This is a genomic window from Salipaludibacillus aurantiacus (assembly GCF_900111295.1).
Taxonomy (GTDB): Bacteria; Bacillota; Bacilli; order Bacillales; family Salisediminibacteriaceae; genus Salipaludibacillus; species Salipaludibacillus aurantiacus.
Map to the genome: position 1 here is coordinate 286,751 of NZ_FOGT01000002.1, position 25,496 is coordinate 312,246.

At 43.1% G+C, this 25,496-nt stretch carries 26 protein-coding genes and 1 riboswitch; of the genes, 3 read left to right on the top strand and 23 right to left on the bottom strand.

Translation table 11 applies throughout. The features are described from left to right. Positions 1-72: 72 nt before the first annotated feature. A complete protein-coding gene (locus tag BMW59_RS03425) occupies positions 73-396 on the top strand; it encodes a DUF1128 domain-containing protein (RefSeq protein ID WP_342739549.1) in 324 nt (107 codons plus the stop codon). Between the two features lie 136 nt (positions 397-532). After that, on the top strand, positions 533-919 hold the full coding sequence (gene kapB / locus BMW59_RS03430) for a kinase-associated lipoprotein KapB (RefSeq protein ID WP_093047622.1): 387 nt from the start codon (positions 533-535) through the stop codon (positions 917-919). 112 nt (positions 920-1,031) lie between these two features. On the opposite strand, the gene rnc is transcribed toward kapB, so the two are convergent. The 12 genes from rnc to BMW59_RS03490 form a co-directional block, all read right to left on the bottom strand. After that, positions 1,032-1,742 (bottom strand): ribonuclease III, encoded by a 711-nt coding sequence (gene rnc, locus BMW59_RS03435; protein WP_425441251.1) that lies wholly within the window; start codon positions 1,740-1,742, stop codon positions 1,032-1,034. 243 nt (positions 1,743-1,985) lie between these two features. Then, complete coding sequence (gene acpP / locus BMW59_RS03440; protein ID WP_093047624.1) at positions 1,986-2,219, bottom strand: acyl carrier protein; 234 nt, start codon at positions 2,217-2,219, stop codon at positions 1,986-1,988. A gap of 73 nt (positions 2,220-2,292) precedes the next feature. Next, complete coding sequence (gene fabG / locus BMW59_RS03445; protein WP_093047625.1) at positions 2,293-3,033, bottom strand: 3-oxoacyl-[acyl-carrier-protein] reductase; 741 nt, start codon at positions 3,031-3,033, stop codon at positions 2,293-2,295. A 4-nt stretch (positions 3,034-3,037) separates the two neighbouring features. Then, the gene (gene fabD / locus BMW59_RS03450) at positions 3,038-3,985 is read right to left on the bottom strand and encodes an ACP S-malonyltransferase (protein WP_093047626.1); all 948 of its coding nucleotides are present in this window, start codon (positions 3,983-3,985) and stop codon (positions 3,038-3,040) included. Further along, positions 3,985-4,995 (bottom strand): phosphate acyltransferase PlsX, encoded by a 1,011-nt coding sequence (plsX, locus tag BMW59_RS03455; RefSeq protein WP_093047627.1) that lies wholly within the window; start codon positions 4,993-4,995, stop codon positions 3,985-3,987. Before plsX ends, fabD begins: the two co-directional genes overlap by 1 nt. Beyond that, on the bottom strand, positions 4,995-5,570 hold the full coding sequence (fapR, locus tag BMW59_RS03460) for a transcription factor FapR (protein ID WP_093047628.1): 576 nt from the start codon (positions 5,568-5,570) through the stop codon (positions 4,995-4,997). Before fapR ends, plsX begins: the two co-directional genes overlap by 1 nt. A gap of 83 nt (positions 5,571-5,653) precedes the next feature. Then, positions 5,654-7,684: an ATP-dependent DNA helicase RecG gene (gene recG, locus BMW59_RS03465; RefSeq protein WP_093047629.1), complete on the bottom strand. Its 2,031-nt coding sequence runs from the start codon at positions 7,682-7,684 to the stop codon at positions 5,654-5,656. Between the two features lie 12 nt (positions 7,685-7,696). After that, entirely contained in the window at positions 7,697-8,578 is an 882-nt protein-coding gene (sdaAA, locus tag BMW59_RS03470; RefSeq protein ID WP_093047630.1) for an L-serine ammonia-lyase, iron-sulfur-dependent, subunit alpha, read from the bottom strand. Between the two features lie 38 nt (positions 8,579-8,616). After that, a complete protein-coding gene (sdaAB, locus tag BMW59_RS03475) occupies positions 8,617-9,279 on the bottom strand; it encodes an L-serine ammonia-lyase, iron-sulfur-dependent subunit beta (protein ID WP_093047631.1) in 663 nt (220 codons plus the stop codon). Positions 9,280-9,680: 401 nt separating this feature from the next. Then, complete coding sequence (locus tag BMW59_RS03480) at positions 9,681-10,544, bottom strand: DegV family protein (protein ID WP_093047632.1); 864 nt, start codon at positions 10,542-10,544, stop codon at positions 9,681-9,683. Positions 10,545-10,587: 43 nt separating this feature from the next. Next, positions 10,588-12,273: a DAK2 domain-containing protein gene (locus BMW59_RS03485; protein ID WP_093047633.1), complete on the bottom strand. Its 1,686-nt coding sequence runs from the start codon at positions 12,271-12,273 to the stop codon at positions 10,588-10,590. A 24-nt stretch (positions 12,274-12,297) separates the two neighbouring features. Further along, positions 12,298-12,663 carry an Asp23/Gls24 family envelope stress response protein gene (locus BMW59_RS03490; RefSeq protein ID WP_093047634.1) on the bottom strand — a complete coding sequence of 122 codons (366 nt, stop codon included), beginning with the start codon at positions 12,661-12,663 and terminating at the stop codon, positions 12,298-12,300. A gap of 269 nt (positions 12,664-12,932) precedes the next feature. Here BMW59_RS03490 and rpmB point away from each other — a divergent pair, with 269 nt between their 5' ends. After that, complete coding sequence (gene rpmB, locus BMW59_RS03495; protein ID WP_093047635.1) at positions 12,933-13,121, top strand: 50S ribosomal protein L28; 189 nt, start codon at positions 12,933-12,935, stop codon at positions 13,119-13,121. Positions 13,122-13,185: 64 nt separating this feature from the next. Here rpmB and spoVM read toward each other — a convergent pair whose 3' ends face one another. The 11 genes from spoVM to coaBC form a co-directional block, all read right to left on the bottom strand. Next, positions 13,186-13,266 carry a stage V sporulation protein SpoVM gene (gene spoVM / locus BMW59_RS21310; RefSeq protein ID WP_143051187.1) on the bottom strand — a complete coding sequence of 27 codons (81 nt, stop codon included), beginning with the start codon at positions 13,264-13,266 and terminating at the stop codon, positions 13,186-13,188. Between the two features lie 131 nt (positions 13,267-13,397). Continuing rightward, a complete protein-coding gene (locus tag BMW59_RS03505) occupies positions 13,398-14,048 on the bottom strand; it encodes a thiamine diphosphokinase (protein WP_093047637.1) in 651 nt (216 codons plus the stop codon). Positions 14,049-14,094: 46 nt separating this feature from the next. Continuing rightward, a complete protein-coding gene (thiT, locus tag BMW59_RS03510) occupies positions 14,095-14,646 on the bottom strand; it encodes an energy-coupled thiamine transporter ThiT (protein ID WP_093047638.1) in 552 nt (183 codons plus the stop codon). A gap of 95 nt (positions 14,647-14,741) precedes the next feature. Then, a riboswitch (TPP riboswitch) is annotated at positions 14,742-14,845 on the bottom strand. 22 nt (positions 14,846-14,867) lie between these two features. After that, positions 14,868-15,518 (bottom strand): ribulose-phosphate 3-epimerase, encoded by a 651-nt coding sequence (gene rpe / locus BMW59_RS03515; protein WP_093047639.1) that lies wholly within the window; start codon positions 15,516-15,518, stop codon positions 14,868-14,870. Between the two features lie 3 nt (positions 15,519-15,521). Further along, positions 15,522-16,406 (bottom strand): ribosome small subunit-dependent GTPase A, encoded by an 885-nt coding sequence (gene rsgA, locus BMW59_RS03520; protein WP_093047640.1) that lies wholly within the window; start codon positions 16,404-16,406, stop codon positions 15,522-15,524. 76 nt (positions 16,407-16,482) lie between these two features. Continuing rightward, positions 16,483-18,615: a Stk1 family PASTA domain-containing Ser/Thr kinase gene (gene pknB / locus BMW59_RS03525; protein WP_093047641.1), complete on the bottom strand. Its 2,133-nt coding sequence runs from the start codon at positions 18,613-18,615 to the stop codon at positions 16,483-16,485. Continuing rightward, entirely contained in the window at positions 18,612-19,364 is a 753-nt protein-coding gene (locus BMW59_RS03530; protein ID WP_093047642.1) for a Stp1/IreP family PP2C-type Ser/Thr phosphatase, read from the bottom strand. Before BMW59_RS03530 ends, pknB begins: the two co-directional genes overlap by 4 nt. Positions 19,365-19,398: 34 nt before the next feature. Continuing rightward, on the bottom strand, positions 19,399-20,763 hold the full coding sequence (rsmB, locus tag BMW59_RS03535) for a 16S rRNA (cytosine(967)-C(5))-methyltransferase RsmB (protein WP_093047643.1): 1,365 nt from the start codon (positions 20,761-20,763) through the stop codon (positions 19,399-19,401). Between the two features lie 4 nt (positions 20,764-20,767). Further along, on the bottom strand, positions 20,768-21,709 hold the full coding sequence (fmt, locus tag BMW59_RS03540; RefSeq protein WP_093047644.1) for a methionyl-tRNA formyltransferase: 942 nt from the start codon (positions 21,707-21,709) through the stop codon (positions 20,768-20,770). A 23-nt stretch (positions 21,710-21,732) separates the two neighbouring features. Next, the gene (gene priA / locus BMW59_RS03545; RefSeq protein ID WP_093047645.1) at positions 21,733-24,171 is read right to left on the bottom strand and encodes a primosomal protein N'; all 2,439 of its coding nucleotides are present in this window, start codon (positions 24,169-24,171) and stop codon (positions 21,733-21,735) included. Further along, entirely contained in the window at positions 24,172-25,377 is a 1,206-nt protein-coding gene (coaBC, locus tag BMW59_RS03550; protein ID WP_093047646.1) for a bifunctional phosphopantothenoylcysteine decarboxylase/phosphopantothenate--cysteine ligase CoaBC, read from the bottom strand. Between the last annotated feature and the right edge of the window lie 119 nt (positions 25,378-25,496).

A 25,496-nucleotide genomic window follows, 5' to 3' on the forward strand; every position in this document is an offset into this window, starting at 1 on the left:
TCACCTCTATTTCCTTATTCTCATGCCTGCCTGAAACAGACCTTAACTTGTTTATTTTATCATAAAACATGAGTGAGATTAAACGATATTAAGGCAGTTATGGTCTTTTTCAAAGTTCATGTTAAAATAGACAAGACAAATAAACTGGAAAGGGTGTTATCATTGGCAAACAATGAAAAAAATAGAGAAGAGCTTTCAGCAATGATCGAAGATATTAAAACAAAATTGCAAGTAGTAAATGGCGCAGCTATAAAGCCTGAACATTTCTCACTAAAAAAGTATGATGATATTGAAGAAATTCATGCGATGGTGATGAAAAAAGATAATTTCAGTGTGAGCGAAATGGATGCTATTGTATCTGAACTCGGTTCAATGCGTGACCAGTCGGATAATTAAATCATAAGATTACCGCCAGGACATGGCGGTAATCTTATATTATTTTCTTTGAAAATTTAAGGTGCGGCATCCAGCTATACTTGAAGACGCCAAGCTGGCAATCTATTACAGCGATTTCAGAAAGGAAGATTTGTATATGGAAAACAAATTGGCAGAAGGTCAGATTGTTACAGGCATCTATAAAACAGGAAAATATACAGGAGAAATTATTTCGGTCAATGAGGCACGGTCTACAGCGGTGGTTAAAGTGCTTGCAGTTAACAAGCATCCGGTCCAAGGGGATCTTCATAATCCTGGCTCAACTAACGTGCCTTTATTCCACGAGAGAAAAGCCTTGAGCTTCAATGAAAAAACAAATATTCCGCTTGCTTATATTAAACCATATACGGGATCGGTCCCCGAGTATGACTCTTCTTTAAAAACAGCTGTGGAAAAGCAGAAAAAAGAGCTTGAGGAGGATGGAAGCGCCTGGGCGAAAAAAGCACTGGAGACTCTGGAAGAAGTTGCGAAGGATTACTATTAAACATTAAAACAGGGAAGGCAGATTTTAATCTGCCTTCCCTGTTTTAAACTGAAATAAGACGGTCCCGTCTACTTCAAGGGTTGAAGAGAGCCACTTCCCGGCTCTTACTGAATTACTTGGAATTAAGCTTTTCAAGCGCTTTTTGGGCCGCCATCTGTTCTGCTTCTTTTTTGGATTTTCCTGTACCTATACCGAGCTGCTGTTTATCCAGAGTTACCTCGGAAACAAATTCCCGGGCATGGGCAGGACCTTTTTCTTCAATTATTTTATAATGAACCTGTCCTTGGTTTTCACGCTGAATAAGTTCCTGCAGCTGGCTTTTAAAATCCATCATATGAGAAAAAGAGCCATTATGGATTTTCGGGTAGACATAATCTTTCAGAAATCCGTATACAGCATCCATACCAAGATCCAGATAGAGGGCACCTATAAAAGCTTCAAATACATCTGCCAGAAGTGCAGGCCGTCTGCGCCCGCCTGTCATCTCTTCACCTTTTCCAAGCAGGACGTAATCACCAAAATTCAACTCGTCAGCTATCTTCGCGAGAGATGGTTCGCATACGATCGCAGCTCTGAGTTTGGTCATCTCACCTTCGCTCATATGATCAAAGAGCTTATATAAGTACTGGGAGATGGCCAATTCCAAAACTGCATCGCCTAAAAACTCAAGCCGTTCATTGTCGTCATGCGGCCGGATACGGTGTTCATTTACATAAGAAGAGTGGGTGAAAGCTTGAATAAACAAGTCTTCATTTTTGAAGTTAATGTGAATAGCGTCTAAAAATTTTCGGTATTTTATTTTTTGAGCGTTCGTCATTTGCATTTTCTTTGCCTGACGTTTCATTCCCCTTCTATGGATCTTTCTTGACTGTTGCATGAGAACCCCCATCACTTGTCTCATTTAGTTTTTAAATCCCAAGTTCCTTTTATAAGGAACTTGGGAGACTAACTGTTAAACTTTGTTGCTGATTTTAAAATCAGCAATTACCTTTAACAAAGCTTTTCTAAATAGATAAAAAGCTGGTTGCTGCCAGACAGGCAGTGATCAGCTGGCATCAAACATGCTTTATTGATGACGCTCTATGTAATCGATCACGTCACCGACCGTTGCGATTTTTTCAGCATCTTCGTCGGAAATTTCTAAGTCGAACTCATCCTCAAGTTCCATAACAAGTTCAACCACATCTAAAGAGTCAGCTCCAAGGTCATCCTTGAAAGTAGCTTCTTTTTTGACCTCTGATTCATCTACACCGAGGCGTTCGGACACGATTTTTGCAATTCTGTCTTGAATTGTTGCCATTTTACTTCACCTCCTCTCAGTAATTATAGGATAAACAAGTAAAAAATACTAGTTCGTTTTTGTTTTGTAAAGGCTATGGCATGACCATGCCGCCGTCGACATGTAAGGTTTGCCCTGTCATATATGAAGCTGCATCACTTGCTAAAAATGATACGACGCGTGCAACATCTTCAGGTTTGCCAAGTTCTCCTAAAGGAATTTGCTTAAGGAGCTCTCCTTTTGTCTCTTCCTGAAGCTTGTCAGTCATCTCAGTTTGGATAAATCCCGGAGCAATCGCGTTTGCCCGGATATTCCGGTTAGCCAGCTCGCGGGCTAATGATTTAGTCAAGCCGATCACGCCTGCTTTACTTGCTACATAATTGGCCTGTCCAGCATTCCCGAGAACGCCTACGACAGAAGAAATGTTAATAATTCTGCCATAACGCTGTTTCATCATTGTACGGGATACCGCTTTAGCACAGTTAAATACTCCTTTAAGGTTCGTATCAATGACAGCGTCAAAGTCCTCTTCTTTCATCCTCATAATTAAGGTGTCTCTCGTAATTCCGGCATTATTAACAAGAATCTCAATTGAACCAAAAGCCTCTGACACAGTCTTCACCATGTCTTGCACACTTTTTGAATCTGCCACGTCTGCCTGGACAGTTAAAGCTTCCACACCGAAACTGCGGCATTCTTCCGCTACCTGTTCAGCTTTGTCTTTACTTCCAGAATAGTTCACGGCCACGTTGACTCCCTGTTGAGCAAGTTCAATACAAATGGCTTTGCCAATTCCCCGTGATCCACCGGTTACGAGGGCATGTTGTCCTTTCATGGGATCACTCTCCTTTATTTTCAAAATGTGTTAATGCTTTTTCCAATGTTTCTTTATCATATACCGGCAGCACAGTCGCCCTTCTTGATACCTTTTTTACAAGTCCGCTTAAAACCTTACCGGGACCTGCTTCGATAAACGTATCGACTCCTTCGTTTACCAGGAACCTGATCGTGTCCTCCCAAAGAACAGGAGAATAAATCTGCCTGATTAACGCATCCGGAATCTGGCTTGCATTTTCAAAAGGTTCAGCTGTCACATTAGCAATTACCTGTAAGTCAGGTTGACTGAAGGTGATGTCATTCAGGACAGTTTTCATTTTTTCCGATGCGGGCGCCATGAGCTCAGAGTGAAAAGGCCCGCTGACTGATAATAACATAGCCCTTTTAGCTCCTTCCGATTTGGCAAGCTCTACCGCTCGTTCCACACCTTCAACCGTTCCGGAAATGACTATCTGGCCAGGAGAATTAAAGTTAGCAGGCTGTACAGATCCTGCTTCTTCAGTTGCCCGGTCAGTCACTTTCTGAAGAGTTTCCCGCTCCATCCCTAAAATGGCGGCCATCGTACCTTTGCCTTTAGGAACGGCCTCTTCCATAAACTGCCCCCGTTTCCTAACAGCTTTTACAGCTTCCTGAAAATCCATACTGTTCCCTGCCACAAGAGCAGAGTATTCGCCAAGGCTGTGGCCTGCTGCATATTCAGCGGTAATGTTTTTTTCTTTAAGCAGTTCCCAAATGGCAGTACTTACCGTCAGCAAAGCAGGCTGAGTATTTTCTGTTTTTTTCAGCTCATCTTCACTGCCTGTAAAAATCAGCTCACTTAGTTTTTCTCCGAGAGCTTCATCTGCTTTCTGAAAAACTGATTCGCACACTGGATAAGCCTCAGCAAGTTCTTTTCCCATACCGGCTTGCTGCGAACCCTGTCCAGGGAATAATAAAGCTGTTTTAGACATTATTCTTCTCCTTTCGATGCAGGCATTTGTTCAAGTTCCTGCTTTATCGTGCTGATTACTTTTTCTTCATGCATTAATTTGGCTTGTTTAACAGCACTAAAAAAAGCATGTGCATCTGATGAACCGTGAGCTTTAACAACCGGGGCCTGCAAACCGAATAAACCGGCACCCCCGTATTCTGAATAATCCATTTTTTGTTTAACCCGTTTAAATGACGGCTTAAGGACCCCAGCAGCAAGTTTATTCTTAAAAGAAGAAGTTAGTTCCTCTTTCAGAATAGAAAATAGTGAAATGGCCGTTCCTTCGATTGTTTTTAAAACAAGGTTGCCGGAAAATCCGTCACATACCACGACATCAGCAGCCCCATCCAGAAGATCTCTCGCTTCTACATTTCCAATGAAATTCATCTTGCTTTCCTGAAGGAGCGAATAGACTTCCTTTGTCAGCTCAGTTCCTTTCCCCGCTTCAGACCCCACGTTTAAAAGGCCTATCCGGGGATTATTTAAGCCGCGGACTTTCCGCATATATACGTCACCCATTAACGCGTATTGTACAAGATGGGAAGGTTTCGCATCCATATTTGCCCCGACATCAAGAAGCAGAAAACCTTCTCCTCCAAGTGTAGGCAGCATCGGGGACAATGCTGGACGCTCGATCCCGGACGTACGGCCGACAACCAGAAGACCTGCTGTCATAAGAGCGCCCGTATTACCCGCTGAGACCGCAGCGTCAGCTTTCCCTTCTTTTACTTGCTGCACCGTCAGCACCATAGACGAATCTTTCTTTCTTCTAACTGCTTTGACCGGGGCATCTTCTGCATCTATCACAACTTCAGTATGGATAATATCAAAACGGCGGGAGTCCATCCCTTTCAAAAGAGGTTTGATTTTCTTTTCATCCCCCACAAGTATGATATGTAAATCACGATAGGCATCGAGTGCTTTTCTGCATCCGTTCACCACACTCTCCGGCGCATGGTCGCCGCCCATCGCATCTATTGCAAGCCTCATTAATCCGCTTCCTCCCCTGCGTTAATTTCTTCTCTGAACATTGAGAAAGTACCTTTAAATACCAGCACCTGTTCAACATAACTTTGTACTTCCACTATTGTTCTGGTGTCTTTAATCTTAGTCACTTTTGCTTTAGCTACGACTCTCTCTCCAACTTTGACCTGGCTTTTAAAAGACACGTCCGCCGAGGCAGTCAAAGCAAGCTCATCGTTAATAACAGCAACCGCAAGAGAATTTGCCTGGGCGAATAAATGATGTCCTCTCGCAATACCTGTTCTTGAAAATACATGTTCATTTTTTATATCAAGAATCGAAATAGCATGTTTATCAAGCTCCAGATCAATCACTTCACCGATAACTTCTTCAATAGGAAGTGCTTTGACTGTGTCGTACTGTTGTTTAGCTACATGTTTAATTCTTTCTCTGACTTCCGGAATATTTAATTCAAGTCTGTCCAGCCTGATTGTCTGAACGCTTACCTTAAACTCTTCAGCCAGTGTGTCGTCCGTAATAAAAGGGTTTTCCTCAATTTTTTCCTTCAGCAAAGGCTGACGCTGTCTTTTTGACAGTTTCATTATTAATCACATCCACACTCATATGACTAGGTACTAATAGTAGTATATAGGTCCAAAAGTATGTTTTCAACCGGAATTTGCACCTAATCGAATTTTGATTCGCGGAAGGCTCCCTGTTTTTGAAGCGTTTCGCGCAGATTCCTGTAATCCTCACTTGTCCAGAAAGCACTTGACTGGACTAACTTAGCAGCATCTTGTCTTGCGACTTCCAGCACTCTGTAATCTTCTATAAGGTCTGCTACTTTAAATTCGGGCAGACCGCTCTGTTTAACACCGAAGAAATCACCGGGGCCTCTTAACTCCAAATCACGCTGGGATAATTCAAACCCGTCGTTTGTTTCAGTCATAATACTCATCCGTTCTTTTCCCACATCTGTTTTTGGATCTGCAAGTAAAACACAGAAGGCCTGAGCATCTCCCCTGCCGACCCTGCCCCTGAGCTGATGCAGCTGGGAGAGGCCGAACCTGTCAGCATCATAAATAACCATTAAGGTAGCATTAGGAACATTAACACCTACTTCTACTACTGTGGTAGAAACGAGAACCTGGCTTTCATTCTCTGCAAAGGAGAGCATAACCTGTTCTTTTTCATCGTGGGGAAGCCGGCCATGCATCAGTCCGACAGATACACCAGGTAAGGCCTGGTCCAGCTGAAAATGGACGTCAATAGCGTTCTGAACATCCAACTGCTCAGATTCTTCAATTAAGGGACAAATGACATATACTTGATGACCTTTTTGAATTTCCTTTTTCATAAAATCAATTACACGCGGCAACTTATCGTGCTTAGCCCAATGGGTTTTAATAGCCTTACGTCCTGCAGGCATTTCATCGATTGTCGATACATCCATGTCCCCAAAAGCTGAAATAGCCAACGTACGAGGAATGGGGGTAGCTGTCATAAATAAGACGTCAGGCTGGATTCCTTTTTCTCTTAACACCCTCCGCTGCTGCACGCCAAAGCGGTGCTGCTCGTCTGTTATTACAAGACCGAGATTACTGAATTCCACCCCTTCCTGAATAAGAGCGTGGGTTCCTATTATAATATCCACATCCCCCTTCTGAAGAGACTCAAGCGTCTCCCGTTTTTCTCTCGCACGCGATGAGCCTGATATGTGGGCAATCTTAAGGCCGGTGTGCTCAAACAATTTTTTAAGAGACTCGGTATGCTGTTCAGCCAGAATCTCAGTAGGCACCATCAATGCTCCTTGATACCCTGCCAGCACATTAGCATACAGAGCAATAGCAGCCACCACCGTTTTTCCTGATCCCACATCCCCCTGTAATAAACGGTTCATGCGATAAGGGGACTGCAAATCCTGAAACACTTCTTTTAACACTTTATCCTGAGCTGCTGTAAGAGGAAAAGGAAGCTCTTGGACAAATTCGTTCACCACGCTTTGATTAAAGGATTTCCCGTTTCCTTTGTCCCCTTCTCTCTGTTGTTTTCTGAAAAGCTGCATTTTCAGCTGAAATAAAAGAAGTTCTTCATATATCATCCGCCGTTTGGCCTGTCTGAACGAGTTTAGATCAGTCGGAAAGTGTAAATGGTATAATGCTTGTTTCCTGCCTGCCAGCTTATAAGTGTCCAGCAGCTGGGCCGGAAGAATTTCTTCAATCGAACTGCCAAATGACGAGAAAGCCTGGTCAATAAGTTTTCGCAATTGGCGGACTTTCATATCGCCTTTTACGGAATACACCGGCTCAAGCCTGTCGCTGTTGGGAGACTGCGGTTTAACTGTACCGCCTGTCATCACCATACGGTTCCGATCAAGTTTTCCCGAGAAAACGAGGTGGTCTCCAAGCTGAATTTGTTTTTTCAAATAGGGCTGGTTGAAAAACACGGCCTGCACTAAGAGACCGTCCACGAAAACGCGCACGGTCAGCCGGGACTTTTTTTTGCCAAAAAACCGAAGTTCAGGTTCACTGTATACTTTTCCTTGAACAGTTACCCTCTCGTCATGCTGGACTTCATTCAGAGGACGGATCGCGTGGTCTTCATACCGGAAAGGAAAATGTTCTATTAAATCCTCCACAGTGACTATGCCCATTTGCTGCAGCTGTTCAACTGCCCGCGGGCCGGCACCATGAAGGGCGGAAACCGATTGCTTCATTGTTCTCTCTCCTTATTTGGAGCCGGTACCGAATATTTGCTCCTTGTATCTGACTCCTGTTGGTGTCGCTGCTAAGCCGCCTTCACCCGTTTCCCTAAGGGTACTCGGCATCGTTTCACCTATACGGTACATTGCGTCTATTACTTCATCGCAAGGAATTCTGCTTTCTATTCCTGCAAGAGCCAAATCGGCCGCTACAAGAGCATTAGAAGCCCCAAAGGCGTTACGTTTAACACAAGGCACCTCAACTAAACCGGCAACCGGATCACAGACTAATCCAAGCATATTTTTTAAAGCCATGGCCATAGCTTGAGCCGATTGTCTTGGTGTACCTCCCGCCATTTCCACTATCGCAGCCGCTGCCATACCCGTAGCAGAGCCAACTTCAGCCTGGCATCCTCCCGCCGCACCGGAAATAGATGCATTGTTTGCTACTACAAATCCGAATGCACCGCTGACGAATAAATAGCGGACCATTTGCTCTCTTGAAGGATTCAGTTTCTCTTTAACAGCAAATAAAGTACCGGGTACAACTCCGGCAGCTCCCGCTGTAGGCGTGGCACAAATGGTACCCATCGCAGCATTCACTTCATTGGTAGCCATAGCCTTACTCACTGCATCAAGGATAAGGTTACCGGACAGTGTCTCATTTAATTGCATATATTCATTGAGCTTTTTCCCGTCTCCGCCTGTTAAGCCAGATACGGATTTAACTTGCTCTGTTATTCCTCTGTTCACAGCTCTTTCCATCACATCTAAATTGCGTTCCATCTGTGAAAAAATTTCCTCGTAAGAGCGCTCGTGCACTTCCATTTCCTGTCTGATCATAATTTCCGAGATAGGCAGGTTCTTAGTCTCACAAAGCTCTACAAGTTCCTCTACGTTGCGAAACATGCTGTTTCCTCCTTCGTCTGTAAAACGGAGCTCTTTTATCAATCGTGAATTTTAGTAACTTTCTTTACATGTTCGAGTTTCGATATCTCGGCCATCGTTTTTTCATCAATGTTCTGGTCTACTTCAATTACCATCAATGCTTCTTTCCCCTGTTCTTTTCGGGAAACTTCCATATGGCCGATGTTGATCTCATACTCGGCAAGCTTTGTTGATACTGAGGCAATCGTTCCATAACGGTCATCATGGACTACGAGAATAGCAGGATGGTTCCCGCTCAGTCTCAGTTCAAATCCGTTAAGCTCTTTTATTTCTACTTTTCCTCCGCCAATCGAGATACCTACGAGCTCCATTTCTTCTTTCCCTGCACCGAGACGGATTTTAACGGTGTTCGGGTGATCAAGGTTAGCCTCCTCTTCATAGAAAGAATAGGAAACCCCTTTATCTTCCGCATATTTAAATGACTCAGTCATCCGGGTGTCAAATGTGTCAAAACCTAATATTCCTCCTACGAGCGCCACGTCCGTTCCATGGCCCTGATACGTTTTAGCAAAAGAACCGTACAGGTGGAAGGCCGCCCATTCAGGTTCCTTTTGGAAAAGCTGCCTCGCCACCAGCCCGATTCGTGCAGCACCTGCCGTGTGAGAGCTGGAAGGGCCAACCATCACTGGGCCAATAATATCAAAAACACTTCTGTACTTCATACAGATGTCCTCCTTCGTCTAAACCGAACCAACACTATATAACAATCAACTAGTCTTTTAATTGTAAAAAAGCAGGAAATAGTAAATTACCTGTCTGACATGTTTATCTTAACAAATTGGTAAAAAAAGAGCTATTATATTTACAAAAACAGTGAGAACGCCTAAGGGATTAAGCGCAGACTGCAGATCCGGGTATTTTGGCTGAGTTAAATTGAACATCACAGACTTCGGGTGCCCTCCCTTTTATTCACCGGAAAAATATATTATTAAAACCTGGGCAAGCATCCGCCTGGTGGACTGAAATCACGGCTTTCCTCAAATAGAACAGCCGAACAAAATTCGAAAATTTTGTTCGGCTTTCTTTATGATTACTATTCTTTTATACCAACGGCGTTTAGTAATTATGAGTTTTTCAGGCGGGTCACAGATACTGATACCGTGCCGGGGCCGACATGTGTACCAATAACAGGGCCAATACTGGTTATAGTCTCTTTTTTAATTGAAAAATGCTCGTGCATCTGGTTCATAAGAGTCTCAGCCTCAGATTCCGACTGGGCATGGGAAATTCCAACATGAAGGTCGTCGCGGCCATAAAGGTCCTGAAACTCCTGAATAATTCTGTTAACAGCTTTTTTTTGCCCGCGAACTTTTTCAAATGGATAAACTTCGCCTTCCTTAGTTAAAGACAATATCGGTTTTATTTTCAACAGGGATCCAAGAACCGCCGAAGCTTTTCCTATCCGACCATTTTTCTCCAGGTATTCTAAAGTATCGACCATAAAAAACACCGAAGTATCTTCCAAAAGCTCGTTTACTCTTTCAAGGCATTCCTCTTTAGAAGCCCCTTCTTTAGCAAGAGCAGCCACTTCGACTACGATAATACCGATCGCATAGGACGCGCGCTTTGAGTCCACGACAGTTACAGGGACCTCATCCCCCAAGGTCTGAGATGCTATATAGGCAGACTGGAATGTGCCGCTCAGTTTGGAAGAAAGATGTATTGAAATAATATCCGGCTTGTCCATCTTTTCAAACAGCTGCCGGTACTCTGTTTCAAACTGGTGGGGAGTAGGCTGGGAAGTAGTAGGGATTGCCTCTGTCTCAGCTAATTTTATATAAAACTGGTCTGCTGTCAGATTAACCCCGTCTTCATAAGTTTCTTCGCCGAAATGAACTTTGAGCGGGACAACTGTTATATCGAGCTCTTTTTGAAGATCTTCAGGAATGTCTGCAGTTGAATCTGTAACAATTTTAACTTTACCCATCAAAAACAACCCCTTGATTAATTAGTAGCAGTTAACCCTTCCTTTATTCTACAGATAAAATGTAAGAGTAAAGAGGCTGATTTCCTGCATGCACTTCAATTTCTATTTCTGTGTGCTGTTCTTCGATGTAACGGACTAATTCATCCGCTTCTTCCCCGCTGCGGTCTTCTCCATGTATTATTGTCACAATTTCGGCGTCCTCTTCTACCATCTTATCGAGGAGTTCTTTTGCTACTTCCTGGACAGATGGCCCGGTTGAAACGATTGTTTTTTCATGGATCCCCATAAAGTCGCCTTTTTTAATCTCTACGCCGTTAAGACTTGTGTCTCTTACAGCATAAGTGACTTCTCCTGTTTTAACTTCCTGCATAGCTTCTTTCATTTCCTCAGTGTTTTCCTCAAGAGACTGGGCTGTATTGTAAGAAAGCATAGCTGCAAGACCTTGAGGTACGGACTTGGAAGGCACCACTGCCACTTCAAGGTCGGAAACTTCAGCCGCCTGTTCGGCAGCCATTACGATATTACTGTTATTAGGCAGAAGAATTATTTTTTCAGCGTGGCATTCGTCGATCGCCTTAATAAAGTCTTCAGTAGAAGGGTTCATTGTCTGGCCGCCTTCAATCACCTTCTTTACACCTAACCCTTTAAATAACTCGGCAATTCCGGCTCCCATTCCTACAGTAATGACAGCAAACTCCGTTTTTTCCTGCTTGTTTTCCGGTACAGGAGCTGCAGGCTGGCTGCCTTCCTCGTTTAAAATGGTAGTATGCTGTTCGCGCATATTTTCTATTTTAACGTTGACTAAAGAACCAAATTTTTGTGCTTCGGATATAACCTTACCAGGGTATTCAGCATGAATATGGATTTTTAGGAGGTCTTCATCTGAAACAACCAGCAGGGAATCTCCATGCTTGTCCAGCACCTCTCTGAATTCATCTTCGTTAAAAGAATTTTCTTCAACTTTATCATCTTCAAATTTAACCATTACTTCTGTGCAGTAACCAAACTCGATATCTTCCGTTGCCATGTGGCTTTGGGCAGATTGATGGTGCTCCAGCTTAACGAGCTCGTCCATACTTGGTGCATCCTGCTCAACTGTACTGGTTATTTTTTCGCCTTTCAGCACAGCCAGAAACCCTTCATAGATCGTCACAAGCCCCTGGCCGCCCGAGTCCACCACACCCACCTCTTTTAAAACAGGAAGGAGGTCAGGAGTTCTTTCCAGAGACGCTTTGGCCTCTTCAAGAACCCCTTCCATTAAACCATTAATATCCTGGCTGTCTTTAACGAATTGGCCGCCTCTATTTGCTGAATCTTTGGCTACGGTAAGGATTGTTCCCTCTACAGGTTTCATTACTGCTTTATAAGCCATGTCTACTCCATAGTTAAAGGCTTTACTCAAGTCTTCCGCCGTAATGGTTTCTTTGTTTTCCACCGACTTTGAAAAACCCCGGAATAACTGGGACAGAATGACACCGGAGTTTCCTCTGGCGCCCATAAGCAGTCCTTTTGCAAAACTGGAAGCAATTTTCCCTACATGGTTTTCAGACTGGGCTTTTACTTCTTTTACGCCAGAAGTAATTGTTAAATTCATATTTGTTCCTGTATCTCCATCCGGAACAGGAAAGACATTTAAAGCATCAATTTTTTTGGAATTATTGGAAAGGTTGTTTGCTCCTTCAACAAGCATTTGCGCAAACTTCTTACCTTCAATTTTTGTGACTGTCACGAATGTTCCTCCTAACTATAACTTCTACGGGTTGGTAACACGGACACCTTGAACAAAAATATTCACAGAGTCCACTTTTAATCCGAGCATTTGCTCCAGCTGGTATTTAACTTTAGATTGTACATTATGGGCCACTTCGGAAATTTTCGTGCCGTAACTTACAATAATGTACATATCAATATGAATTTCTTCATTTTCTTTTTCGCGAATGACCACACCGCGACCAAGGTTTTCTTTTCCCAAAAGGTCTGTGATTCCGTCTTTTAATTGTTTTTGTGAGGCCATGCCTACTATGCCGTAGCAATCCACAGCAGCCCCTCCTGCAATTACCGCCACTACTTCTTTGGAAACATCAATATTGCCAAACTTTGTTTTCATCTCTATGGTCATCTGAAACTGCCTCCCTTTAAGGTCTTTACCTTTATGGCTATCGTCATTTTACTATAAAACATACGAATTTAAAAGAAGATCCGGCGGCTGCAAAAGCACTATTACTTTATTGTTTTTTTGCGCCGCTGTCAAGTACATTTACTTGATAAAAAAACAAATATGACTTGAATTCTTTGACTTGCTATGCTAATATAACCAAGTGTTTCATTTTGATACTTGAACCGATTATAAACGATTGGACTTATCGTATAGTTGAAGGAGGGAATATCATGGCAAGAAAATGTGTTGTCACAGGCAGAGGCCCTAAATCTGGAAATAAACGTTCTCACGCATTAAATGCTACTAAGCGCCGTTGGGGTGCAAACGTACAAAAAGTCCGTATTTTAGTTAACGGAAAGCCGAAGCGTGTTTACGTTTCTGCTAAAGCACTGAAATCAGGCAAAGTAGAAAGAGTTTAATGACTCCACTGTTAAAAAACGGCGCAAATCTGCGCCGTTTTTTCATGCATTTATGACTGGCTTTTTACCCTTTTCGGAAGGATCCCATCACCGCACGTACAAAGCCTCCAATAAATTTTGGTAATTTAATCGTATAAAATTTCATGCTTTCCCCTCCTCGAAAGAACAACCCCTCATAGTGTTCTGATGATTGAGAAATCATAAATCGGTGTCTCGTTATTACACATTATATTCATGAAGAAAAAAATAGTACCTTTTTTTCAAAAATGATAATTATCAAGCTTTATCCATTGACTGAAATAAGTAAAGCCTTCCTGTTTTAAAAGATACTTTTCCGGTTTCAGCTGTTAATTCATTACTGATACATAAGCTGGACCCCTGCTCAATGTCTTTATTCTCAAGAGGGTAACGGAAACCTTGCAAGGTGAGCCCTTTCACCTCTTCTGTAAAAGGGAGCATAGAATAGTACTTAAAACTTTCTTTGTTAAAAGTGTAAATGCCAGGGTCTAATATTGTTATTTTATTCCACCGATCCTCGAGATATACAGGAACATTTACTTTTAAGCCTTTAAGAATAAGATGGGCGTTCATAAACAAGTGGTCAAGTCTGCCACCGGTAGCCCCAAGCAGAATAATTTGCGAAGGGTTTTGACGGAGACACCAATTAATTGCAATCTCCATATCTGTTTCATCTTTCTCTTTTGGGTAAATCTCTATATTTTTGAGCTTTGACTGTACCCACTGCCTTTCTTCCCCGGTAATTGAATCAAAATCCCCGAAAGCCATAAGCGGCATTATTCCGAAGGTTAAAAGATTATAAACTCCCCGGTCCACCCCTATCCAGGCTGCTGCAGGGTATTTCTCCTGCATTTTATCCAGTTCAGGGACCGATGTTTCCGGCCCGCTCCCGAGAAGTATAAAAGTCAAAGTTATCTCTCCTTTAAGTGAAGCAGCCCTCCCGGCCGTGTCACACTTATGCAGGCTGAAGGATTCTTCTGCTTCCTATATTTAATAAAATCAGAACAATTAAACAGACAATCATTGAGGGCAGAAGATATGAAATATTATACGTAAAAGCATAAACAGCTACAGGAGTACCTTCCGGAGCAAATTCTCCGAACCAGACCACACCTGCAGTAAAATGAGCAAGAAACCTCAATGCAACCCCTGCTGTGACACCTAGAATTAACGAGATAACTACTTTAGGCCCGCTTGCTTTCCCTTTAATTGTAAACAAGCCGGCCAATCCGATAACCGCAAAAGCAACCGGATAATCCAGCAACGCTTGCAGCCAGTGAACAATAAAGGGGTTATAGATCATATTAATGATTCCAAAGATTAATCCTGTGGCCACTCCGGGCCGAATACCTCTCCGGAATGCCATAACCAGAATAGGGAGCATTGCTAAGGAAACTGAACCTCCCTGAGGCCAAAAGCGCAAAAATGTCAGTAAATCAAGTATGACTGCCAAAGCTGCCATCATTGCTACTTCCGCCATGATTAGTGTCGATCGTGAATTATTCAAAGTAACCCTCTCCTTTATTTAGTAAAATACGAACCGCAAAGGAAGGGGCTGAACTGAAAAATAAAAAACAGCTATTGCCTCAAATGCAACAGCCGTTTATACCGGCTCCACATCCCTACGCAAGTATCAACTCACAGGTTCTCAGGGTCGAAGCGGCAGCTTCCTCTCAGTCCTTCTAAGGACTCCCCTTGTGGTTCTTGTATTTTATTTATAGTTTAATCTTACCTTGATGACCGGATACTTTCAATGGCTTTTTGCCTGTCTGTTTTTCCGTACACAGCAGACCCCGCCACTAAAACATCCGCTCCTGCTTCAATACACAACTCAGCAGTTTCAGCATTCACGCCTCCATCTACCTCGATTTCAATATCTTTGTCCAGTTTGGCAACCATCTCTTTAACTTTCCTTATTTTCGGAAGCACCTCATGAATGAATGTCTGGCCTCCGAACCCTGGATTTACTGTCATTAGAAGAACGAGATCTACGTCCTGAATGATATGCCTGACAGATTCTACTGGAGTAGCGGGATTTAAAACTACTCCGGCTTTGACACCGGCGTCTTTAATCAGATGCACAGTACGGTGCAAATGCGGGCAAGTTTCAACATGGACACTGATAATATCAGCTCCTGCTTTTGCAAACAAAGGAATATACTGATCAGGGTTCTCAATCATTAAATGGACATCCAAAGGAAGGTCAGTGACAGGACGTACAGCATTTACGATTAGCGGTCCTATAGTTATATTAGGGACAAAATGTCCATCCATTACATCTACGTGGATGTAATCGGCTCCTCCCGCTTCCACATCTTTTATTTCGTCACCTAATTTAGCGAAATCTGCTGATAAAATTGAAGGGGCTACTTTAACCATCTTTTAATACCTCCGTTTTTGGTTTTTAATCTCATCTAAAAACTGGGCATAATGCTCATAACGGTGCGAAGCAATAAGCCCGTCTTTATAGGCTTGTTTAACAGCACAGGACGGCTCGTTAATATGGGTACAGGCTCGGAATTTACAATCGTTTATCCGTTCAAGCATTTCAGGAAAGAACTGTGAAAGTTCTTCCGTCTCGATATTTTGAAAATCCAAAGAACTAAAGCCTGGAGTATCTGCTACATACCCGCCCTCTTCCAGCGGAATAAGCTCCACATGCCGGGTCGTATGCTTTCCTCTGCCGAGACTTTTAGATATTTCATTAGTTTCTATATTTAATTCAGGTTTCAACGCATTAAGCAAGGAGGACTTTCCCACACCTGACTGTCCGGCAAAGACAGATACTTTTCCAGATAAATATGGTTTTAACTGGTTCAGCGTTTCCTCGATATAGATCGATGTCTTCAACACTTCGTAACCAAGTTTTTTGTAATCTTCTTCATATTTTTCAATAAGTGAAGAATCTTCTCCGGAAAGCAGGTCGATTTTAGAAAGACAAATTACCGGGGATATATTGTTAGCTTCTATGTGCACGAGAAAACGATCTAAGAGAACAGGGTTGAATGAAGGCGATTCTACTGAAAACACGAGAATTGCCTGTTCTACATTTGCAATGGGAGGCCTCACAAGCTCATTCAGCCGGTCTTCCATTTCCAGAACGTATCCGTCAGTCTTATTAGCCGCCTCAAATTCTACCCAGTCGCCCACTAATGGCGTAAGTTTCCTCTTACGGAAATTTCCCCGTCCCCGGCATTGAAAGATTCCGTCTTCATTTTCCACATAATAAAACCCGCTCAATGCTTTTATAATACGTCCTCTTGGCATGCCATCCTCCTGATTTTAAATTTCGCAGACAAGTTTCCGGAAGACTCGTCCGCCTCCCCGGAAACCCCGTCTGAATTTATTGATATTCTTTCAATTCATCATACGTATATTCATAAGGAGAGTCTTCAAATTCTTCATCCCCGACAAAGAGAATAATAAAACCGGAATCTTCAGGCGCTACGGTCATAGGAACCTCAAATGTTGTATCTTCAGTAATTTCTTCATCGACAATCTGGAGCGGTGTCCGGTTATCCATATCTGTTACAGACAGCCTGATCCTGTATGATGGTCTCTCTTCTTCATCGCCGGCGTCTTCATTATTGTTGCTGCTCTCATCATTATTATTTCCTTCTTCATTACTATCATTGTTTTCCCCATTATTTTCCCCGGCATTTTCAACCATATCTTCATCGGCGTTATCATTATCGGGTACTTCTACTTTAAAAGGCACCGTTGCGGAGATGGGTTCTTCTTCGGGCTCCTCTATAGGCTCCTGACCTTTTGAAAAAACTGCATTCACTGTTGTGTGTTCCCTGATTTCCGTTCCTCTTGGAGGATACTGAGTGATTACCCTTCCTTCTTCCACTGTAGAATGATACTCTTCCTCAATTTTCAGATCTATCAGGTCGTTTCCTTCAAATGTGGCCAGAACTTCTTCCCTTGTCATATCATACAGGTTGCTCATAATATACGTCGGCCTTTCGCTCACAGTCAGGCGTACGACGGTCTCCTGAGGAACAACCATTGACCCGGGTTCAGGACTTTGATCAATTACTGTGTCGTCGTCATATTCGGATGTTTCTTCAAATTGGATACTGAAGTCATCAAAATCCTGCAGCAGGTCTTCAGCTCTTTCTCTCGACTGTCCGATTAAGTCTTCCATTTCCACTGGTTCTGACCCTTCACTGACTACTAACGTGACGATCGTACCTTCTTTTACAGACTGGCCTGCTCCTGGTCTGTGAGTAATAACAAGCCCTTCCTCCATCTCGTCATCATGGCGGAGTTCCTGTTCAACTTCAAGGTTGAGTTCCATTAATGTTTCAAATGCTTCGTTATATTCCATCCCCTGCAAGCCATCGGGAATTTCAACTTCATTCACATGGAGCCAGGTTGGTATTAAATAAAAAATAAGGAAAATCAGCCCGATAAAAAACACCAGTGCAAATAAGGAAGCTTTCACCCAGAACTTGGCACCTTTTTCTTTTTTCTTAGTATCCGGCTGTTCGGCTGCCGGCTTAGAGTTATGGAAGACATTTGTCCCTCCAGCTGTTTTGGAAGGTACAATTGTCTCTTCCTGGTCTGTCTGCCCTTGAATGCCTGCAGCAGGTATTGCTTTTGTCACTTCTTCATCAGGATCTGAAATCTGATAAGGGGCTTCAACACGGCGACCTTCGTCCAGAATAGTGGATAAATCAAGCAGCATATCTTCAGCCGAATTGAACCTTTTAAAAGGATCTTTTGCTGTGGCTTTAATTACAAAGTTTTCAATACTCTGCGGAATGGCTGGATCTTTTTCTCTAAGAAGAGGCAAAGGCTCCTGTAAATGTTTAATAGCGACTGAAACTGCCGTATCTCCAGAAAAAGGAACTTCTCCCGAAAGCATTTCATAAGTGACTACTCCAAGAGAATATAAGTCCGATTTGTAAGTGACCTGCCCTCCCCTGGCCTGTTCAGGTGATAAGTAATGAACGGACCCGAGAACTGAGTTGGTGTGGGTAATCGTCGCTTCGCTGATCGCTCTCGCTATTCCAAAATCTGTTACTTTTGCCGTCCCATCTTTACTCATAAGAATATTATGAGGCTTAATATCGCGGTGGACGATGTGATTAACATGGGCGTGGCTTACAGCCGCTACAATTTGTTCAAGAATCCTCACAGTTTCAGATACTGAAAGTCTGCCTTTCTCGTTAATATAATCCTTCAGCGTCTGGCCTTCCACATACTCCATGACAATATAATATAGATCTTCTTCTTCCCCGACATCGTAAATATTGACAACGTTAGGGTGGGATAAACTTGTTGCCGACTGGGCCTCCCGCCTGAAACGGCGGATAAATTCCTCATCTTTAGAAAACTGCTCCTTGAGCATTTTGACAGCAACCGTACGGTCTAATATTAAATCTTTGGCCAAATAGACATCAGCCATCCCTCCGCCGCCTACCGGACGAATGATCTCATAACGGCCACTGACCCTTTTTTGATTCATGTGTGACTCACACCTTCCGTCTCATGACGAACCAGTGTAAGTGAAATGTTATCTTCCCCGCCGGCTTTATTAGCATGATCAACAAGCTGTGAGGCAATTTCATCTAAGTTTTCAGAGCTTGAAAGGTATGAAGAGATTTCCTCATCAGAAACCATATTTGTCAGCCCGTCCGAACAGAGTAAAAGCATATCTCCTTCACGCCAGCTGATTGTTTTGACATCTACTTCAATGCTTTTTTCAGTCCCTAACGCTCTTAACAAAACGTTTTTTCTGGGATGATGTTCAGCTTCTTCCTCAGATATCTGGCCGGAGCGTACGAGTTCTCCTACTAAAGAATGGTCTTCTGTCATTTGCTTTAATTGCCTGTCTTCAAACAAGTAAACGCGTGAATCGCCCACGTTGGAAAAGGAAACATATTCATCGGTACACACGGCTGCAACAAGAGTGGTTCCCATTCCTTCACATTGGGCATTTTGGCGGGATTGAAGAAAAATCTCTTTATTTAATTTTTGTACCGTATCATTAAGCCATTCTTCGGCTTCTTTCGGAGAGAGCTGTTTGTCAATTTCTTTCCAGTAATCCAACAGCCCATCCCGTGCCATTTTGCTTGCTACATCCCCTGCCTGGTGGCCGCCCATCCCATCTGCCACAAGAGCGAGCATGTGCCCTGTCTGATTTTCTTTTACTGCGCCGTCATCTTCGTTATGAGGACGTACTTTTCCTGTATGGGTACGAAAAATCCCTTTCATCTGCCTATCTCCTCATTTCCACTGTCATCTATAATTAGTCATGTTTCATTACTGAAGAAATAAAAAAGCCGTCTGTCCCAAAATCCCCGGGAAATAACTGTACTTTTCCTGCCAGGTCCCCATTTTTTTCTGAGATTACGGCCGGAAGCCTGTCTTTTAGCTGTGAATCAAAAACAGCGTCTTCGTGCGTGTCAACAAACCGGGAAATTAAAAGGTCATTTTCTTCCACGTCAATGGTGCATGTACTGTACACCAGACGGCCGCCTTTTTTCAGAAGAGGCCAGACAGACTGGACAATCGCTTCTTGAATGGAAGATAAACGCAGTATATCATCTTCCTGCTTTGACCACTTTAAATCGGGTTTTCTCTGTATCACGCCTAAGCCGGAACAGGGAGCATCAACAAGTATTTTATCAAAAGTTTCGGGTGCAAACTTTTCATGAAGTTTCCGGGCGTCTGCCGTTTCTCCTTTAATGACAGACAGGTTAAGCCTCTTTTGCTGTTCCTTAACAAGTTTCACTTTATGGTCGTGGATGTCGATACTGATGATTTCTCCTTCATTATTCATACGTTCAGCCATATGAGCAGACTTCCCGCCGGGAGCTGCGCATGCATCCAGTATTTTCTCCCCCGGTTGAGGGTCAACTGCGTGAGAAACGAGCATCGACCCTTCGTCTTGAACTGATACGTAACCTTGTTTAAAAGCTTCCGAATTAATAACGGAACCTTTCTTTAAACGGAGGCTTTCCTTCAAGAGAGGGCCTTCTTCTACCTCCAGCCCTTCAGCTGTTAAAGATTCTTTAACATCCTTAACAGAGGAGCGCGCCGTATTAACCCTCAACGAATGAACAGGGGCGGAAAGGTTTGCCCGGGCCGTTTTTTCTGCCCTTTCAAATCCGTACTGGTTTATCCACCGTTTAAGAAGCCATTCAGGGTGGCTCGTTTCTACCGACAGCCGCTTGACATTATCATTTATTTTATCTAAAGAAGGAAGTTCCCCACGAAGCAATCCTCTCAGCATGCCGTTTACAAAACCGGCTGTCCCTTTATGCCCTCTTTTTTTAGCAATCTCTACGGCTTCGTTAATTGCAGCATGATCCGGGATACGGTCTAAAAATACAAGCTGGTAAACAGTCATTCTTAAAAGGACGTGAACCCACTTATCCAATTTTTTTAATGGCTTTTTCGTAAATGAAGATAAGTAATAATCCAGCCTCATCTGATTCTGGATGGTCCCGTAAACTAACTCGGTGAGAAGCGGGACATCCACTTGGGGGACTTTCATTTTTTTAATTGTATCGTTAATAAGAAGGTTGCTGTATGCCTGATTCTTTTCTATTTTCAACAGAATTTCCAACGCGGCATCCCTTACGGTGGCTGTATTTAAGTCTTTCTTCATGTAATTACTCTCCTAACTTCATTCCGGGCTCCCAATTACTCCCCGCCCCTCTTAAAAAGGTAGCAACATCCATCGGTTTTTTTCCTGCAGGTTGGACTTTTGTTAATGCCAGTGTCTTTCCATCCCCGCATGCCACCTTTATGTCGTGTTCTTCAATTGCCACGACCGTGCCGGGGGACTCGTCAGTATGATCTTGACTGGTTTCGGCTTCCCATACTTTAAACCTTTTCCCTTCAGCTTCTGTATGGGCAACAGGCCAAGGGTTTAATCCGCGAATCTGATTGAAAAGCTGATCTGCTGTTTTAGCCCAGTCTATGCGTTCTTGTTCTTTTTTTATATTAGGTGCATAAGTCACATACTCTTCATCCTGTCTAACCGGGTGAATATCTCCTTTCTCAATAAGAGGCAGAGTCCTGGTTAATAATTCTGCACCTAAACGGCTCAATTTATCGTGCATTGTGCCAGTCGTATCTTCAGGAAGAATAGGCAGTGATTCCTGGGCAATCATATCTCCTGCATCTAATTTAGCAACCATGTACATAATAGTTATCCCTGTCTTTTCTTCCCCATCAATCACTGCTTGATGGATAGGTGCCCCTCCCCGGTATTTTGGAAGCAGTGAGGCATGGACGTTAATACAGCCTTTCGGAGGTACATCAAGCAGTTCCTGAGGAAGTATTTGTCCGAAAGCCGCTGTGATAATTAAGTCAGGATTAATTTTTTCGACCTGTTTCCATTCGGTTTCGTTTTTTATTTTTTCCGGCTGAAAAACAGGCAGACCCATTTTCTCTGCTGCCACCTTGACAGGAGGCGGTGTTAACGTCTGTTTTCTTCCTTTAGGTCTGTCAGGCTGGGTAACTACCAAAGAAACATCATAGCCGTTATTAACCACTGATTCCAATACAGGAACAGCAAAATCCGGCGTTCCCATAAAAACTATTTTCATATATTATTCTCCCCTTAGAAAGTTTATAACATTGTATATGGATTTGTATCGATCGTAATGGATAGCCCGGTTCGGGCCATCTCTCCCTGATATGTTTTAATTATTTCCTGCAGTGCTTCAGTTAACTTTGGCTCAACTTTATATTTTACCATGCATTGGTATCGATATCTATCTTTGATCCGTGGTATGGCCGAGGCTACTGGACCGTAGACCATCGTCTGTTTTGAGAGCGATCTGTTTAGAAATGAGGCTATTTTTTCACTTACAGAGATGACCTGATCGAGCCTCTCATCACTTACGTGAATGAGCGCCAGAAAATAATAGGGAGGATAACCTCCCTGCCTTCGGACACTCATTTCTTTTTCGAAAAAAGACAGGTAATCATGAGCCTTTACATCAATAATACTGTAGTGGTCAGGTGTATAGGTCTGTACCATCACTTCACCTTTTTTAGTATGGCGGCCAGCTCTTCCGCTTACTTGAGTAAGCAGCTGAAACGTTCTTTCGGCAGACCTGAAATCAGGAAGATGGAGCATGGAATCCGCAGCCAGGACGCCTACAAGAGTAATATCAGGAAAGTCAAGACCTTTGGCAATCATCTGAGTGCCTAAGAGAACATCAGCTTTTCCTTCACCAAATTGTTTTAAAAGCCGTTCATGAGCCCCTTTTTTCCGGGTAGTATCAACGTCCATACGAATGACACTGAGATCTGGAAAAAGTTTCAAAAGCTCTTCCTCTACTTTTTGGGTGCCTGTACCGAAAAATCGAATTGAATCACTTTGACACTCCGGACAAATACTTGGAATCGTCTCAGAATGACCGCAATAGTGACATTGCAAAGACTGGTTATACCGGTGATAGGTCAATGAAATATCACAATGAGGGCATTGCGCTACATATCCGCAGTCCCTGCACATAATAAAAGTTGAGTAGCCACGGCGGTTCAAAAACAGAACTGTTTGTTCCTTTTTCTTAAACCGGGCCTCAATACCTTCTAAAAGTTCCCGGGAAAACATGGATCTGTTCCCTTCCCTTAATTCTTCTCTCATATCGACAAGGGTCACTTCAGGCATTTGCACATGGTTAACCCTGTTTTCCATAGTCAGTAAATGATAGACTCCTTTTTTTGCGCGGGCATAACTTTCCAGGGAAGGGGTCGCACTTCCTAAGATGACAGGACAGTTATAGATTTCTCCCCGTTTAATAGCCACCTGCCTGGCATGGTACCTTGGCGTTTCTTCCTGTTTATAGCTTGTTTCATGTTCTTCATCAATAATGATGATGCCAAGGTTTTCGAATGGGGCAAATATAGCTGAACGCGCTCCTACAGCAACGTCTACTTTACCTTCACGAATTTTCAGCCATTCATCGTACTTTTCTCCTTTGGACAAAGCACTATGTAAAACGGCCACTCTGGACCCGAATCTCTCCTTGAACCGGGTTACCATTTGAGGAGTCAATGAAATTTCAGGCACCAGCACGATCGCTTCTTTTCCTTTACGGATTACCTGGTCAATAGCCTGCATATAAACTTCCGTTTTTCCGCTCCCGGTGACTCCCCGCAGCAGAAAGGTCGTATGTCTTTCTTCGACAATTGAATCTATCACAGGAGTAAGGGCTTCTTCCTGTTCATCCATTAACGGCAGAGGGGAAGAGGACGCAAATGTTCGCCCCTCAAAAGGATCACGGCTCACAACCTGTTCTTCTTTTAAAAGATATTCTTTATTAACTAACTCCTGAACAGTCTGCCGGGAAACACCTGCCTGCTCCATCAGCTCTGAAATAACGACACGAACGTCTTCCTGGACGTTGTCATAAAAATAACTGAGCAGAGCTTTTTGTTTAGCTGCCTTTGAAGGAAAATCATCCAGCACAGCTTTAAGCTCTTCTTTTGATAAGGCGGATCTCACAACGAGCTGCTTCTTTTTTGTTTCATTTGTCTTCACTAATGGCGTTACTTCCACTAATTCCTGCCGGACTGCTTTCATCATATCTTTCTTTTCGTCTTCCGCTGCCTTCTTTCTCCATTCTTCCCAGCTGTCGAGAGTTTTACCATCTTCAAAGAAAGGTTTAATGGTTTCAGGCAATTTTGAGAGCATCTCTTTTGAAACTAGTGTCAGTTTTTTATCATACTTTGCTCTCATAGCCGCCGGAAGCATTGATTTCAGTACTGATATATGGAAAGACAGCGTATCATTTTTAATCCATTCTGCAAGGAAAAGCAGTTCTTTTGTTAAAGGCGGCTTTAGATCGATAAGGTTTTCAAGCTCTTTAAGCTTTTTTGAACTATAATTGCTCTGTTCATCCAGCCCGGTGACAAATCCCTGTACTTTTCTTGGTCCGAAAGATACGGTAACACGGGCGCCCGGAGCAATTGTTTCCCTGAATTCATCCGGAACAATATAATCAAACACCCGGTCTGTCTGATTCGCCGCCACATCCACTATAACTTTCGCTATCATTTAATGCCCCTCCGAAAACAATGGTTCAATGGCGTTCAGAAGATGCCCGGCTGCTTCATGTTTGGTAGTCAATGGAACCGGAATCTTTCTCCCGTCCGCGTAATAGAGCATTAATTCGTTCGTATCCCCCTGGAAACCGGATCCTTCTTTAACAATGGAATTGGCTGCGATTAAATCCAGCCGTTTTGATTCGACTTTATTCCTTGCATTTTCTTCTATATTCTCCGATTCTGCTGCAAAACCGACAAGAATCTGCTTTGTCTTTTTCCTGCCTAAAGATTTCAGGATATCTTTTGTCCTTTCCATTTCAATCTGTATGTCTCCGGGCGTTTTTTTCATTTTTTGGCTATGCGTATCTTTAGGCCGGTAATCTGCCACAGCGGCAGCTTTAATCACGATATCTGCGCTTCCAAAATGGGCGTCTGCAGCATTATACATTTCCTCTGCCGAAGTCACCGGAAGCAGTCGTACTCCGTGAGGCGGGTCAAGTGATACAGGACCGCTGATTAAAGTGACTTCCGCTCCCCTGGCAGCTGCTGCTTCTGCAATGGCGTACCCCATTTTTCCTGATGAGCGGTTAGAAAAAAACCTCACCGGGTCAATCACTTCCTGGGTCGGTCCTGCAGTAACCAAAACCCGCTTACCATGCCAGTTTGGATGAGACTGACGTATAAAATGGTGATTCACAACAGCGAGAAGATCTTCAGGTTCAGCCATTCTCCCTTTACCTTCATAACCGCATGCCAAATAGCCTTCGTCAGGTTCTACAAAGTCGTACCCAAAACCTTTAAGCGTTTCCATATTCTTTTTAACAGCAGGGTGGTCATACATATGAACATTCATTGCAGGGGCAATCATTACCGGCGCAGTGCTAGCCAGCAGTGTGGTCGTAACCATATCATCAGCTATACCGTGAGCCAGCTTTCCGATGATGTTAGCTGTAGCCGGTGCAATGAGAACCAAATCAGCCCAATCAGCAATATCTATATGGGCAATTTTTGCGGGATTCGGTTCAGTAAAGGTATCTACGTAAACATGATCTCTGGATAAGGCCTGAAATGTCAGCGGAGTGACAAATTCTCTTGCCGATGAACTCATGACCACTTTTACATTATAATTCTCCTGGATAAGCTTGCTTGTTAAAGCTGCTGCTTTGAATACAGCAATGCCTCCAGTGACACACAATAATATATTTTTTTTAGCCATTTTCTTCCCCCCGGATATCTTGTCCATTTAGTTTTCCATCTGTTTTATTATACTTTAAATTTCTGACTCACTGGGTGCAGACCCGTCAATTATTCTTTGATTTATTTTATCGTGGTTTA

Bases quoted from the DNA above. Each gene is read 5' to 3' on its own strand.
- BMW59_RS03530 (WP_093047642.1), bottom strand. From the start codon at position 19,364: ATGAAAGGGATTTTTCGTACCCATACAGGAAAAGTACGTCCTCATAAC.
- pknB (WP_093047641.1), bottom strand. From the start codon at position 18,615: ATGAATCAAAAAAGGGTCAGTGGCCGTTATGAGATCATTCGTCCGGTA.
- acpP (WP_093047624.1), bottom strand. From the start codon at position 2,219: ATGGCAACAATTCAAGACAGAATTGCAAAAATCGTGTCCGAACGCCTC.
- fapR (WP_093047628.1), bottom strand. From the start codon at position 5,570: ATGAAACTGTCAAAAAGACAGCGTCAGCCTTTGCTGAAGGAAAAAATT.
- BMW59_RS03490 (WP_093047634.1), bottom strand. From the start codon at position 12,663: ATGACCATAGAGATGAAAACAAAGTTTGGCAATATTGATGTTTCCAAA.
- fmt (WP_093047644.1), bottom strand. From the start codon at position 21,709: ATGAAAATAGTTTTTATGGGAACGCCGGATTTTGCTGTTCCTGTATTG.
- fabG (WP_093047625.1), bottom strand. From the start codon at position 3,033: ATGAAAGGACAACATGCCCTCGTAACCGGTGGATCACGGGGAATTGGC.
- kapB (WP_093047622.1), top strand. From the start codon at position 533: ATGGAAAACAAATTGGCAGAAGGTCAGATTGTTACAGGCATCTATAAA.
- rpmB (WP_093047635.1), top strand. From the start codon at position 12,933: ATGGCAAGAAAATGTGTTGTCACAGGCAGAGGCCCTAAATCTGGAAAT.
- spoVM (WP_143051187.1), bottom strand. From the start codon at position 13,266: ATGAAATTTTATACGATTAAATTACCAAAATTTATTGGAGGCTTTGTA.
- rsmB (WP_093047643.1), bottom strand. From the start codon at position 20,763: ATGAAGAAAGACTTAAATACAGCCACCGTAAGGGATGCCGCGTTGGAA.
- fabD (WP_093047626.1), bottom strand. From the start codon at position 3,985: ATGTCTAAAACAGCTTTATTATTCCCTGGACAGGGTTCGCAGCAAGCC.
- rpe (WP_093047639.1), bottom strand. From the start codon at position 15,518: ATGGTTAAAGTAGCCCCTTCAATTTTATCAGCAGATTTCGCTAAATTA.
- BMW59_RS03480 (WP_093047632.1), bottom strand. From the start codon at position 10,544: ATGGGTAAAGTTAAAATTGTTACAGATTCAACTGCAGACATTCCTGAA.
- priA (WP_093047645.1), bottom strand. From the start codon at position 24,171: ATGATAGCGAAAGTTATAGTGGATGTGGCGGCGAATCAGACAGACCGG.
- sdaAB (WP_093047631.1), bottom strand. From the start codon at position 9,279: ATGAAGTACAGAAGTGTTTTTGATATTATTGGCCCAGTGATGGTTGGC.
- rsgA (WP_093047640.1), bottom strand. From the start codon at position 16,406: ATGCCAAGAGGACGTATTATAAAAGCATTGAGCGGGTTTTATTATGTG.
- sdaAA (WP_093047630.1), bottom strand. From the start codon at position 8,578: ATGTTTCGCAACGTAGAGGAACTTGTAGAGCTTTGTGAGACTAAGAAC.
- rnc (WP_425441251.1), bottom strand. From the start codon at position 1,742: ATGCAAATGACGAACGCTCAAAAAATAAAATACCGAAAATTTTTAGAC.
- recG (WP_093047629.1), bottom strand. From the start codon at position 7,684: ATGAAGCAATCGGTTTCCGCCCTTCATGGTGCCGGCCCGCGGGCAGTT.
- plsX (WP_093047627.1), bottom strand. From the start codon at position 4,995: ATGAGGCTTGCAATAGATGCGATGGGCGGCGACCATGCGCCGGAGAGT.
- coaBC (WP_093047646.1), bottom strand. From the start codon at position 25,377: ATGGCTAAAAAAAATATATTATTGTGTGTCACTGGAGGCATTGCTGTA.